The organism is Paenirhodobacter hankyongi (assembly GCF_003664585.1).
Lineage (GTDB): Bacteria > Pseudomonadota > Alphaproteobacteria > Rhodobacterales > Rhodobacteraceae > Rhodobacter > Rhodobacter hankyongi.
In genome coordinates, this window is record NZ_RCHI01000021.1 from 38,296 (window position 1) to 51,421 (window position 13,126).

General features: G+C 70.8%; 9 protein-coding genes. 6 read left to right on the forward strand and 3 right to left on the reverse strand.

Annotated elements, in window-relative coordinates; genetic code table 11:
* Nucleotides 1-464 precede the first annotated feature (464 nt).
* A complete protein-coding gene (locus DYS74_RS16740; RefSeq protein WP_121534819.1) occupies nt 465-2,528 on the forward strand; it encodes a hydantoinase/oxoprolinase family protein in 2,064 nt (687 codons plus the stop codon).
* Nucleotides 2,525-4,270: a hydantoinase B/oxoprolinase family protein gene (locus tag DYS74_RS16745; protein WP_121534820.1), complete on the forward strand. Its 1,746-nt coding sequence runs from the start codon at nt 2,525-2,527 to the stop codon at nt 4,268-4,270. The genes DYS74_RS16740 and DYS74_RS16745 overlap by 4 nt, the downstream gene beginning before the upstream one ends.
* A gap of 60 nt (nt 4,271-4,330) precedes the next feature.
* Here the strand turns inward: DYS74_RS16745 and DYS74_RS16750 are convergent, their stop codons facing one another.
* Together DYS74_RS16750 and DYS74_RS16755 are read right to left on the reverse strand one after the other, a co-directional pair.
* Nucleotides 4,331-7,795 carry a molybdopterin cofactor-binding domain-containing protein gene (locus DYS74_RS16750; protein WP_121534821.1) on the reverse strand — a complete coding sequence of 1,155 codons (3,465 nt, stop codon included), beginning with the start codon at nt 7,793-7,795 and terminating at the stop codon, nt 4,331-4,333.
* Nucleotides 7,792-8,265, reverse strand: coding sequence for a (2Fe-2S)-binding protein (locus DYS74_RS16755; protein WP_121534822.1), 474 nt, complete (start codon nt 8,263-8,265; stop codon nt 7,792-7,794). The genes DYS74_RS16750 and DYS74_RS16755 overlap by 4 nt, the downstream gene beginning before the upstream one ends.
* A gap of 346 nt (nt 8,266-8,611) precedes the next feature.
* On the opposite strand from DYS74_RS16755, the gene DYS74_RS16760 reads away from it, so the two are divergent.
* The 4 genes from DYS74_RS16760 to DYS74_RS16775 all read left to right on the forward strand — a co-directional run bounded on the left by DYS74_RS16760 (nt 8,612) and on the right by DYS74_RS16775 (nt 12,900).
* A complete protein-coding gene (locus tag DYS74_RS16760; protein ID WP_121534823.1) occupies nt 8,612-9,829 on the forward strand; it encodes an aminotransferase-like domain-containing protein in 1,218 nt (405 codons plus the stop codon).
* 79 nt (nt 9,830-9,908) lie between these two features.
* Nucleotides 9,909-10,937 (forward strand): NAD-dependent epimerase/dehydratase family protein, encoded by a 1,029-nt coding sequence (locus DYS74_RS16765; RefSeq protein ID WP_121534824.1) that lies wholly within the window; start codon nt 9,909-9,911, stop codon nt 10,935-10,937.
* Nucleotides 10,938-11,083: 146 nt separating this feature from the next.
* Nucleotides 11,084-12,352, forward strand: coding sequence for an ATP-binding protein (locus DYS74_RS16770; RefSeq protein WP_121534825.1), 1,269 nt, complete (start codon nt 11,084-11,086; stop codon nt 12,350-12,352).
* The gene (locus DYS74_RS16775) at nt 12,349-12,900 is read left to right on the forward strand and encodes a response regulator transcription factor (protein ID WP_121534826.1); all 552 of its coding nucleotides are present in this window, start codon (nt 12,349-12,351) and stop codon (nt 12,898-12,900) included. The genes DYS74_RS16770 and DYS74_RS16775 overlap by 4 nt, the downstream gene beginning before the upstream one ends.
* A gap of 105 nt (nt 12,901-13,005) precedes the next feature.
* Here the strand turns inward: DYS74_RS16775 and cydX are convergent.
* Nucleotides 13,006-13,126, reverse strand: a 121-nt coding sequence (gene cydX / locus DYS74_RS16780) for a cytochrome bd-I oxidase subunit CydX (protein ID WP_121534827.1), incomplete at its 5' end; no start/stop codon positions are given.

A 13,126-nucleotide genomic window follows, 5' to 3' on the forward strand; every position in this document is an offset into this window, starting at 1 on the left:
CATCCGGGCAAGCGGATGCACAAATCGTTTGCATACAAGCGGACACGAGTCGCGCTCTGCGTCAACAGTTTCTGTCCTTCTGGTCGGCGCTCCGGGCGCCCAATGGGGGTAAATGGGGCATTTGCCCGGAAACCCGGCAGTTTCGCCGGCGCCTGCTGCTTTTCCCGCAAGTTTCAATGAAATCTGCATGGAATACCCCAACGGGAAGGGGCGGCGGAGCGGCAGCGGGGACGGTTCGCAACCCGGGGGCGGGCCCGGATCCGTTCCGTGCGCTGCCTGATTTTGTGGCGCCAGATGCCGAATTTGCATGCAAATTATCGTTCGTATACGAATGAAATCTTTCGCGCAGGACTTTCCGTTCCGCCGACCCCGTCACGCGATTGACAGCCGGCCGGCGCGGTTCCTAGCCTGATCGGGCCGGCCCTGCGCCGGACCCCTCCGACAGCGGTTCAGGACGAAGACCCATGACAGAGACTGCAGCCAGTTCCGGCATCGTCGCCGGCATCGACGTCGGCGGCACCTTCACCGATCTCGTGCTCTATGACAGCCGGGCGGGGGCGGTGCGGCTTGCCAAGGTGCCGACCACGCTCGACAACCAGTCGACCGGCGTCGTCGGGGCGCTCGATGCCGCGGGGGCCGAGATCGCGGCGCTCGACCTGATCGTGCACGGCACCACCACCACCACCAACGCGGTGCTGGAGCGCGCCCTGTGCAAGACCGGGCTGATCACCACGATGGGCTTTCGCGACGTGCTGGAGCTTGGCCGCCGCACCCGGCCGCAGGCCTATGGGCTGAAGGGCAGCTTCCGGCCGCTGATCCCGCGCGACCTGCGGCTCGAGATCCCCGAGCGGATGGATGCCTCGGGCGCCGAGCTGGTGGCGCTCGACGAGCCGGCGCTGCGCGACGCGATCGAGCGGCTGAAGGCCGAGGGCTGCGAGGCGCTGGTGATCCATTTCCTCCATGCCTACGCCAACCCCGCGCACGAGCTGCGGGCAGGCGAGATCGCGGCCGAGCTCTGGCCGAACGAGAACATCACGCTCGGCCATGCGCTGCTGTCGGAAAGCCGCGAGTTCGAGCGCGGCGTGACCGCGGCGGTCAATGCCTCGGTGCAGCCGCTGCTGCGCCGCTATGTCGAGCGGCTGGCCGACAGGCTGGTGGCGCGCGGCTATCGGCACGAGCTCCTGGTGATGAACGGCAACGGCGGCATGGTCTCGGCGCGGATCGTGGCGAAGGAGGCGGCGAAGACGGTGATGTCGGGGCCGGCCTCGGGGGTGATGGCGGCGGCCTATACCGGGCGGCGTGCCGGCATCCCCGACCTGCTGACCTATGACATGGGCGGCACCTCGACCGATGTCGCGCTGATCCGCGGCGCCGAACCCGCGGTGAGCCACGAGATCGAGATCGAATATGCGATGCCGATCCATGTGCCGATGGTCGACGTGCGCACGGTCGGCGCCGGCGGCGGCTCGATTGCGCGGGTGAACGCGGCGGGGCTGTTGCAGGTGGGGCCCGAGTCGGCGGGCTCGACCCCCGGGCCGATCTGCTATGGCCGCGGCGGCACGCGGCCGACGATCTCGGACGCGAACCTGCTGCTGGGCCGGATGAACCCCGAAAAGCTGAACGCGGCCTCCTCGCAGGTCTCGCTCGACACGATCCGCACGATCTTTGCCGCCGATCTGGGGGTTCCGCTGGGTGTCACCGCCGAGGATGCGGCGGCGGCGGTGCTGCGGATCGCCACGGCGAAGATGGCCGATGCCGTGCGCATGGTCTCGATCAGCCTCGGCGAAGACCCGCGCGATTTCGCGCTCTTCGCCTTCGGTGGCGCCGGGCCGCTCCATGCCAGCGCCATCGCGCGCGAACTCGGCGTGCCGCGGGTGCTGGTGCCGGCGCGGCCGGGCATCACCAATGCGCTTGGCTGCGTCGTGGCCGATCTGCGTCATGACTTCGTGAACACGGTGAACAAGCCGCTTGATCTGGTCGACATCGAGGCGCTGCACGCGGTCTTTGCCCGGCAGATCGAGACCGGCACCGCGGCGATCGCGGCCGAGGCGGTCGAGGTCGAGGAGATCCGGGTGATCCCCTCGGTCGACATGCAGTTCATCGGCCAGACCCACCTGCTGCGGGTGCCGTTGCCGGGCCCGACGCCCACGCGCGAGGAGCTGCGCGCGCTCTTCGAGGCGGCCTATTTCCGCCGCTTCCAGGTCGAGCTGCCCGAGATCCGGCCGGCGCTCGTCAACGTCAACACCTCGGTCATCGGGCGCCGCTCCGAAATCGACCTCGGCTTGCTGATCGACGCCGCCGGCCGCCGCGCGACGCTGGCCGAGGCGCAGACCGGCAGCCGCCCGGTGTGGTTCGACGGCTGGGTCGAGACCCCGGTCTACTGGCGCGACCACCTGCCGGCGACGGCGGTGATCGCCGGCCCCGCGATCATCGAGCAGATGGACACGACCATCGTCCTCGAGCCCGGCGACAGCGCCGCGCAGGACCATGACGGCAACATCCTCATCACCCTGAAAGGTGCGGCATGACCCTCGATCCGATCACCCTGTCGGTCATCCAGTCCGGTCTGCAGCAGGTCTGCGACGAAATGGATCTGAGCTTTTCGCGCGCCGCCTTCTCGCCGGTGATCGCCGAGGCGAACGACCGCTCCGACGGTATCTATTCGGCCGAGGACGGCTCGCTGATCGCGCAGGGCTCGCAGGGGCTGCCGGTCTTCGTCGGCACGATGCAGTATTCGACCCGGACGCTGATCGAATGGATCGCCGACGGCCGGGCGATCGCGCCGAAGCCCGGTGACATCTACATCGTCAACGACCCCTATCTGGGCGGCACCCACCTGATGGATGTGCGCTTTGCCATGCCGGTGTGGCGCGATGGCAAGATCTTCTGCTGGCTCAGCAACACCGGGCACTGGCCCGATACCGGCGGCGCGGTGCCGGGCGGGTTCTCGGCCTCGGCCACCGCGGTCGAGCAGGAGGGGCTGCGGTTGCCTCCCGTTCGGCTGTTCAAGGAAGGCAAGCTCGATCCCGAGATCTACGGCATCATCTGCTCGAACATCCGGGTGGCCGATCAGCGCATCGGCGACGTCAAGGCGCAGGCCGCGGCGCTTTATGTGGGCGAGAGCCGGCTCACGCGGCTCCTTGACCGCTATGGCGACGACACCGTGCGCGCCGCCATCGCCGAGCTGCGCGTCCGCGCCGCCGAGCAGATGCGCGCCGGCATCCGCGAGATCGCGCCCGGCACCTATGCCGCGACCGCCTATGTCGACAGCGACGGCGTGGTGAACGAGCCGCTCGAGATCCGCCTGACGATCACCGCGACGGGCGAGAAGCTGATCTTCGACTTCGCCGGCTCCTCGGCGCCCTGCGCGGGGCCGATGAACTCGGTTCTGGCGACGACGCTGTCCTCGGTCTACCTCGCGATGCGGCACATCTTCCCCGACGTGCCGATCTCGGCGGGCGCCTTCGAGCCGCTCGAGATCATCCGCCCCACCGGCACCTTCCTTGACGCGCAATACCCCCGCCCGGTCTCGGGCTGCGCGGCCGAGGTCAGCCAGCGCATCGCCGAGGCGGTCTTTGCCGCCCTCGTCGAGGCGCTGCCCGAGCGGGTCACCGCTTCGCCCGCGGGCTCCTCGGGCAACTTCGCCCTCGGCGGCTCGGTGCCGGAAGAGGGGCGCAACTTCGTCATGTATCAGATCTCGGGCGGCGGCTATGGCGGCTGGTCGGGGGGCGACGGCATCTCGAACGGCTGCTCGACCATCGGCATCTCGAAGGCGCCGCCGGTCGAGATCATGGAACAGGCCTATCCGGTGCTTTATCACCGCTATGCCCTGCGCGAGGGCTCGGGTGGGGCGGGGCGGCACCGCGGCGGCTTCGGCCTCGATTACGAGGTCGAGCTGCGCAAGGGCACGGCACGGGCGAGCTTCGTGATGGACCACGGCCGCTTCGGGCCACAGGGCGCGCTGGGCGGGCGCGACGGCATGGTGAACCACGTCACCGTCACCCGCGGCGGCGAGACCTTCACCCCCGAGCATCTGTCGAAGGCGCAGGACATCCCTCTGACCGCGGGCGACCGGGTGCGCGTCGGCACGCCGGGCGGTGGCGGCTATGGCGACCCGTTCACCCGCCCGCCCGAGCTGGTGGCCGAGGATGTGCGCCTTGGCCGCTATTCGGCCGAGGAGGCGCGGGCGCTGTTCGGTGTGGCGCTCGGTGCGGGCTGCGTGCCCGATATCGTGGCGACCGAGGCCCTGCGGGCCGCGCGCCGGTTCTGACGGGTTCCGAAGAAGACCACTCACGACAGGGAAGGGGGCCTTTGCGGGCCCCCTTTCGCGTCAGTGCCGGGTGGCGCGGGCGCGCGCGACGGTCTCGGTCAGCCCGGTCCACTCCGCTTTCCCGGGCGCGAGGGTGCGGCGCAGGAAGCCCGCAATCTCGGCGATGCGGGCATCGCTCAGCGCCGGGGCGAAGCCCGGCATCGACGCGCCGCCGCCCGGTGTGGCGGGCACGCCCTCGAGGATCGCGTGAATGAGCCCGTCGGGGCGCTCGGCATGGACCGTGCTTGAAAAGGCAAGCGGCACCGTGGCGGCCGAGGCGAGGCGCAGCGGCCCGGGCATGTGGCACGAGCCGCAGGCGGCGGTGAACAGCCGCGCGGCCGGATCGGTCGCGGTCTCGAGCGCCTCTTGCGCCGTGGCGGCCAGCGTCTCGGCTGTGGGCTCGGGCGCCGCGGGGGCGGGGGCGAGACTCGCGAGATAGGTCGCCATCGCGCGGATGTCGCTGTCGGGGAGTTCGGCGAGCGCCGCGATCACCGGCGCCATCGGCCCCGCCGCCGCGCCATGGCGGTTTGAGCGGCCGTCGCGCAGGTAATCGTAAAGATCCGCCTCGGTCCAGGCGAGGGGGCCGGGCCCGGTGCCGTTCAGCGCCGGCGCCGTCCAGCCGCCCACCGTGCCGCCCGCCAGATGCGCGGCCCCCGTCCGTTCGGCCCCAAGCGCGTTGCGCGGGCTGTGGCACGAGGCGCAATGCCCCGCCCCCTCGACCAGATAGGCGCCGCGGTTCCAGACCGCACCTTGCGCCGGGTCGGGGGTGAAGGGCGTCGCGGTGTGGAACAGCGCGTTCCACGCCGCCATCGTGCCGCGCAGGTTCACCGGCGCGATCATCCGGCCTGGCGGCACCTCGGCGCGCACCGGCGGCAGCGACTGGATATAGGCGTAAAGCGCCTGCATGTCGTCCTCGGTGATCCGGGCGAAGGCGGTGTAGGGGAAAGCCGGATAGAGGTGATGGCCATCGCGCGAGATCCCCTCGCGCATCGCCCGCGCGAAGGCGGGGTAGGACCAGGCGCCGAGCCCCGTCTCCGGGTCGGGGGTCAGGTTGGTCGAATGCACGGTGCCGAAGGGCGTCTCGATCGCGCGGCCGCCGGTCAGCGGCACGCCGCCCTCGGCCGTGTGGCAGGCGGCGCAATCGCCCGCGGCAAAGACCTGCCGGCCACGCGCGAGGGTCTCGGCCGACCACAGCCCGGCGGCGGGGGGGGCGCTGCGCGGGATCTCGGCGCGCAAGGCGGGGAAGGCGACGGCGCCGGCCATCAGCCCGCCGGCAATCCCCGCCGCAAGCGTCGCCGCCATCCGCGCAAAGCGGCGCCGCCGCGGCGGCGGGGCGGCCAGCGCGCGCGGCATCGGTGCGCCGGCAAGGGCTGCGCGCACCCGCTCGGGGGTGAAGGGCAGCTCGCGCATCCGCACCCCGGTCGCGTCGAAGATCGCGTTGGCGATCGCCGCGGCCGAGGGCACCGAGGCGCTTTCGCCGACGCCAAGGGGCGGCTCCTCGGGGCGCTCGATCAGCACCGAACGGACCTCGGGCAGATCCTCGAAGCGGGCGAGCGGATAGGCGCCCCAGTCCTGGTCGGCGACCGAGATCGCGTCGAAGGTGACGGCCTCGGTCAGGGTGCGGCTGAGCGATTGCACGACATTGCCGTGCAGCTGGTGGCGCACGCCGTCGGGGTTGATCATCAGCCCCGAATCCTGCCCGACCAGCACCTTCGTCAGGCTGACCTCGCCGGTGCGCCGGTTCACCGCCACCTCGGCCATCCAGGCGGCCTGCGCCGCGGCGACGCCCGGGAAGGTGCCGTGCACATAGGTCGCGTAGGCAAAGCCCTGACCGAAGGCGAAGTCGCCCTCGCCATGCAGCCGGGGGCCGGAGCGGGGCTGCCAGCCGCCTTCCTCGGCGGTGCGGCGGATCAGCTCGGCGGTGCGGGCATCGTCGATATGGCGCAGCCGGAAGGCGACCGGGTCCTCGCCCGCCTCGGCCGCCAGCTCGTCGATGAAGCTTTCATGCGCGAAGGTGTTGGGCAGGGCCGAGACGCCGCGAAACCACGAGGCGCGCACGATCGGCGCCATGTCATGCACCGCGACGCGCAGGTTCTCGATGCGGTAGGGCGGGATTGCGGTGCGGTCGCCCATGTCCGAGGGCTGCGGCGAAGGGGCGATCGCCCCGGTCAGCAACAGCGCCAGGTTCGGCCCGCGGTTCGAGGGATAGCGGGTCTCGAAATCATAGGCATCGAAGCGGCCGTCTTCGCCGAGCCCGCCGCGCACATCCATCAGCTGCGCCGCGCCCTTCGGCTCCCACAGGTGTTCCTGTTCGCGCGTCAGCTGCACCCGCACCGGCCGCCCGACGGCGCGGGCCAGAAGCGCCGCATCGCCGCAGACGTCGTCGGCGCAGTTGCGGCCATAGCAGCCCGCGGCTTCGTGGCGGTGGATGTCGATCGCCTCCTCGGGCATCTCCATCAGCCGGGCGATGTCGCCGCGCAGCATGTGCGGGTTCTGCGTGCCCGACCAGATCTCGAGCCGGCCGCCCTCGAACCGCGCCACCGCGCAGGAGGGGCCGATCGAGCCGTGCATCTGCCAGGGCCAGCTGTAGCTGCGGGCAAGCTGCACCTTGGCGCGGGAAAGTGCCGCCTCGACATCGCCGCGATCGGTCAGCATCCGCTTCGTCGCCGGCAGGTCGCGCAGGGTGCCGGCGATGTTGCCCAGATCCGGCAGCTCGGGCGGCAGCGCCCAGCGGACCTTCAGCGCCTCGGCGATGGTGCGGGCCTGGCCCTCGCGCTCGGCCACCACGGCGAGGAAGTCGCGGATCCGGACGATGGCGACAAGGCCCGGCAGATGCGCGACCGAGGCCTCGTCGACCGCAAGCAGGCTGTGGCCGATGAAGGGGCCGCTGTCGCGCCCGGCATAGGGCGGGCGGAGCACATGGCCATGCAGCATCCCGGGCAGGCGCACGTCATGGACATAGGTCCAGGTGCCGGTGGCCTTGCCGGGCAGGTCGACGCGCGGGCTCGACCGGCCGACGGTGCGATACTCGGCCGGCGTCTTGACCCGGGCGGCGGGGTCGAGCTCGGCGCGGATCGACTGGTTCGCCAGCAGCGCGGCGAAATCGGCGGTGCCGGCCCCGCCCGTGACCACGCCGTCGCGGAGCGTCAGCGCTCCGGGGGGGCAGCCGAAGCGGGCGGCGGCAAGCGCGAGCAGGATCGCGCGGGCCTGGGCCGCCGCCGCGCGCAGCGGCACCGCGGCGAACTGGATCGTCTCCGAGGCGATGGTCGGCCCCTGATCGGGGGTGCGCGCGGTGTCGCCCAGCACCATGCGCACGCGTGCGGGCGGCAGGTCGAGCTCCTCGGCGACGATCTGGCCAAGCGCGGTGCGGATGCCGGTGCCAAGGTCGACATGGCCGTTGAAGCCGGTGACGGTGCCCGCGGGGTCGATTTCCAGCAGGGTCTCGGGCCCGGCCTTGCCCGTGCGCCAGATCGTGAGCGCGGTCATTTCCGTGCCTCGGCCATCAGTGTGACGGCCCGTTCGGCGGCGCGCAGGATCTCGAGATGCGTGCCGCAGCGGCACAGGTTGTGGCGCAGCGCGCGGGCGAGGGTGGCGCGGTCAGGCGCGGGCGTGTCGCGCAGCAGCGCCGTCACCGTCACGATCATGCCGTTCAGGCAATAGCCGCATTGCGCGCCCTCTTCCTCGATGAAGGCGCGCTGCACCGGATGCGGCGCCTCGGGCGTGCCAAGCCCCTCGAGCGTCGTCACCTGCCGCCCCGCGACCGCGCCCAGCGTCATCACGCAGGCACGCGCCGCCTGCCCGTCCACCAGAACGGAGCAGGCGCCGCATTCGCCATAGCCGCAACCGTATTTCGGCCCGTTCAGGCCAAGGTCGTTGCGCAGCACCTCGAGCAGCGAGGTCTGCGGTGGCAGATCGAAGGCATGGTCCTGCCCGTTCACGGCAAGGCGGATGGTCATTCCCGGGCTCCCTGTTGTGCGCGCCGTGGCCGGGTCCGGGGCCCGTGCGACGGCGGGGTCCGTGTCTCGAAACCGTTTGCATACAAATAAACCGGGCCAGCCCCCCGGCCGTCAAGAAAAGCCGTGCGCGGGGGAGGCCGCGGCGGGCGCGCGGCCGATGCCGCGGGCAATCGTGCGGAAAATGCGGGCAGTCGCGAAAGGGGGAGGGGCGAGGCAGGCCCTTGCGCCGGCGGGGTGGAAAATCCGCGCTCCGTGCATGGCGGGATTGATCACATTTCATGTCAGCCATATTGACTTGTTCCGCGGCCGGGTGGACGAGAGCCCACTTGATGATCTGGGGGAAAGCATGTCCTTGACGAATCTTTTTGCCACGCGGACCGAAGGAATGAAGGCTTCGGAGATCCGCGAGCTGCTCAAGCTTCTGGACCAGCCCGAGATCATTTCCTTCGCCGGCGGCATCCCCGACCCGGCGCTGTTCCCGCGCGAGGCATTTGAGCGCGCCATGGCCCGTGCCGTCTCGGCCGAGGCGGCGGGCACCACGCTGCAATATGCGCCCTCCGAGGGCTATCTGCCGCTGCGCCGCTGGATCGTCGGCTACATGGCGACGCTGGGCATCGCCTGCACGCCCGAGAACGTGCTGATCACCGCGGGCTCGCAGCAGGCGCTTGATTACCTCGGCAAGCTGTTCGTCGACCCGAACGACACCGCGCTTGTCGGCTGGCCGACCTATCTGGGCGCGCTTGGCGCCTTCAACGCCTATCAGCCGCGCTATGACCGGCTCGACCCGGCGGCGAACCGCGGCCCGGCCGAGATCGCGGCCGATGCCGAAGCCGCGGGCGGGCGGGTGAAATTCGCCTATCTCTCGGCCGATTTCGCCAACCCGACCGGCGTCACGCTGGATCTGGCCGAGCGCGAGGCGGTGCTCGACATGGCGGAAACGCTCGACATCGCGGTGATCGAGGACGCGGCCTATCAGGCGCTGCGCTATTCGGGCACCGCCTATCCGCCGCTGCTGGCGATCGAGATCGCGCGCAAGGGCGATCTCGAGGCCTGCCGGACGATCTATTGCGGCTCCTTCTCGAAGACGCTGGCGCCCGGTCTGCGCGTGGGCTGGGTGGTGGCGGCAAAGCCGGTCATCGGCCAGATGGTGCTGATGAAGCAGGCGGCCGACCTGCAGACCGCGACGCTGAACCAGGTGGTCACCGCCGAGGTCGCCGAGGAGCTCTTCGACGAGCACGTGGCGATGCTGCGCAAGGTCTATGGCGCGCGGCTGCAGGCGATGCTCGCCTCGCTCGAGCGGCACATGCCGAAAGGCGTGAGCTGGACCCGGCCCGAGGGCGGCATGTTCGTCTGGATGCACCTGCCCGAGGGGTATGACGGGGCCGAGCTGCTGGAACGCGCGCTGGCCACCGAGAAGGTCGCCTTCGTGCCCGGCAACGCCTTCTTCGCTGACGGCTCGAACCGCAACACGCTGCGGCTGAACTTCTCGATGTCGGACGAGGCGGCGATCGACGCGGGCATCCAGCGCCTTGCGCGGGTAATGGACGCCGCCGGCATCCGCTGAACGGCCCCTTGCGTGCGGCAAAGGCTGGCCTGAGCCGCGCGCAGGCGTTACTGAAGGGCGTATTCTGTCCGGAGGTTTCATGTCCGCTGCCCTTTCTCCCCGCACCGCGCTCGTCACCGGCTCGTCCGGCTTCATCGGTTTCCACCTGTGCCGGCGGCTGCTCGACGAGGGCTGGCGGGTGGTCGGCCTCGACAACCTGTCGGATTACTACGACGTCTCGCTGAAGGAACGCCGGCAGGCGATGCTGGCGCAGAATGCGGGCTTCTCGGTGGTCAATGACAGCGTCGAGACCCCCGGCCTGATGATGCGGCTGTTCGAGGAACACCGCCCCGATGTGGTGGTGCATCTGGCCGCGCAGGCGGGCGTGCGCTACTCGATCGAGAACCCGCGCTCCTATCTCGAGAGCAACATCGCCGGCACCTTCGAGATCCTCGAGGCCGCGCGCGCCTTCCCGCCGGCGCATATGCTGCTCGCCTCCACCTCCTCGGCCTATGGCGCGAACACCGAGATGCCCTATCGCGAGGTGATGAAGGCCGATCACCAGATGTCCTTCTATGCCGCGACGAAGAAGGCGACCGAGGCGATGGCGCATTCCTATGCCCATCTCTTCGGCCTGCCGGTCACCATGTTCCGCTTCTTCACCGTCTATGGCCCCTGGGGCCGGCCGGACATGGCGCTGTTCAAGTTCACCAAGGCGATCCTCGAAGGCCGCCCGATCGACGTCTACAATTACGGCGACATGAAGCGCGACTTCACCTATGTCACCGATCTGGTCGAGGCGATCCGGCTGCTGATCGACGCGGTGCCGGTGCGGCCCGAGGACGGCGTCGTGGCCGAGGGCGACAGCCTGTCGCCGGTGGCGCCCTGGCGCGTCGTCAACATCGGCAATTCCGAGCCGGTGCAGCTGACCGATTACATCGCCGCGATCGAGACGGCGACGGGCCGCGTGGCCGAGCGCAACCTGATGCCGATGCAGGCGGGGGACGTGCCCGCGACCTGGGCCGACACCACGCTGCTGCAGTCGCTGACCGGCTATCATCCCAGGACCCGGGTGCCCGAGGGGGTGAAGGCCTTCGTCGACTGGTATCGCGACTACTATCAGGTCTGAGCCCGTCTCGGATCCGGGCGGTCGCTGCGGCATTGCGGGCGGTTGCGCCGGCCGGACATATCGGTCAAGTCTCGGGCCGGCGCGGGGGCAGGGCTGCCGCGCCGCTGTCCGCCTCCGGCTGCGGGGGCCATCCCGAGGGAGAGGCGATGACGCCGGTTCCGCCCGCCGCCCCGCAGCGGCCCGACCCAGAGCATGTTGCCGCGCATGACACCGCGTGGCTGCTGGTGCAGATCCGCTGGGTGGCGATCGCCAGCCAGTTCGCCGCCACCGTCTATGCCGCGCAGGTGCTGGGCATCGACCTGCCGCGCGGCGAGATGGCCACGGTCTCGGCGCTGCTTGTCGCCTTCAACCTGCTCACCGCGCTGTCGCTGCGGCCGAAGGGGCCGCCGGTGCCCGACTGGGTGATTGCCGCGCAGCTCGGCTTCGACACGCTCGCCGGCACGGTGCTGCTGGCGCTGTCGGGCGGTGCGCAGAACCCCTTCACGCTGCTGCTGCTGGTGCCGGTGATGCTGGCGGTCTCGCTCTGCGCCCCGTCGCGGGCCTTGCCGATCTACCTGCTCGCCAATGCCTGCTTCTGGGGGCTGACGTTGCTGCCCGCATCGTCCGGGCGCGGTGGCGGGGCGATCTTCCTCGCCTTCATCCTCGCCTCGACCATCCTCAGCTGGTTCACCCTGCGCCTGCGCGCGAATCTCGCCGCCCGCGCCGCCGCGATCGAGGCATTGCGCCGCGAACGCGCCGAGGCCGATCAGCTGGTGGGGCTTGGCCTTCTGGCCTCGGGCATGGCGCACGAGCTCGGCACGCCGCTGACCACGCTTGCCGTCACCCTCGACGACTGGGCCGATCTCGGCCTGCCCGACGAACCCGCCCGCGGCGCGGCGCTGAGCGCGATGATCGCCGAGGTGAAGCGCTGCCGCGAGATCGTCAGCCGCACCCTGCGCGCCGCCGGCCGCGAGCGTTTCGAGGCCGCCGCCGAGGCCTGCGCCGAGACCGAATTCCGCCGCCTGCTCGCGCTGTGGAGCACGACGCGCGACCGGCCCCCGGTGCCGCTCACCATCGCTCCGGGCACGCGGGCACGCTTCCTGACCGAACCGATGTTCGAGGCGGCGGCGCTCAACCTGCTCGACAATGCCGAGGCGGCGGCGCCCGGCACGCTGTCGGCCACGCTGACGGTCACCGCCGGGGAGGTCGTCTTCACCCTGACCGACCGCGGTCCCGGCTTTCCGGCCGCGGTGCTCGACCATCCCGGCGCGCCCTTCGTCTCGGGCAGCCCCGAGGCCGGCCGCGGCCTTGGCCTCTTCCTCACCCGCAATGCGCTTGCCCGTCTCGGCGGGCGGATGGAGCTTGCCAACAGCGACAGGGGCGCGGTGATCCGCATCACCCTGCCGCGCCTTGACCGCGACGGAGACCTTGCATGACCGATGACGCCCCCCGCCGCCTGCTGATCGTCGAGGATGACGCCCGCCTTGCCGCGACGCTTGCCGAATCCTTCCTGCGCCGCGGCTATCAGGTGCAGGTCGCCGCGCGCGAGGCGGGCGCGCTCGAGACCGCGCGGCGCCACCCGCCGACCCATGCGATCGTCGATCTGAAGCTCGCCGAGGGCTCAGGGCTTGGTGTCGTGCAGGGGCTGGCCGCGCGCGATCCGCAGACCCGGATCGTCGTGCTGACCGGCTTTGCCGCGATCTCGACCGCGGTCGAGGCGATCAAGCTCGGCGCCACGCAATACCTTGCGAAACCCGCGACCGCGCGCGAGATCGAGGCCGCCTTCGGCCATCGCGCGGGCGAGGCCCTGCCCGAGATCGAGGCGCCGCAGACCGGGCTGCGCGAACAGGAATGGGAGCTGATCCAGCGCACCCTCGCCGAGGCCGACTTCAACATCTCCGAGGCGGCGCGGCGGCTCGGCCTGCACCGGCGCACGCTGGCGCGCAAGCTGGCGGCGCGGCGCGAGGGCGGCGAGGCGGACTGAAAAGGCCGCCCGGGGTAAGGAGACCCGGGCGGCGAGTGAACCCAAGACCAAAGGGACGCGGTCAGGGCTTTGCGGCGGCTGGACCCCGCCGCGAAGGGGGTGGGGTCACGGCTTCGGGTCGTGACCGCCGATCATCTTCCGATCGTTGAGCATTTCGAGCCACATTGCGTTAGCGACGGCGATGAGGGCAGCGAGGGGGAGGCCGAGGATCCAGGCGAAGTACCAC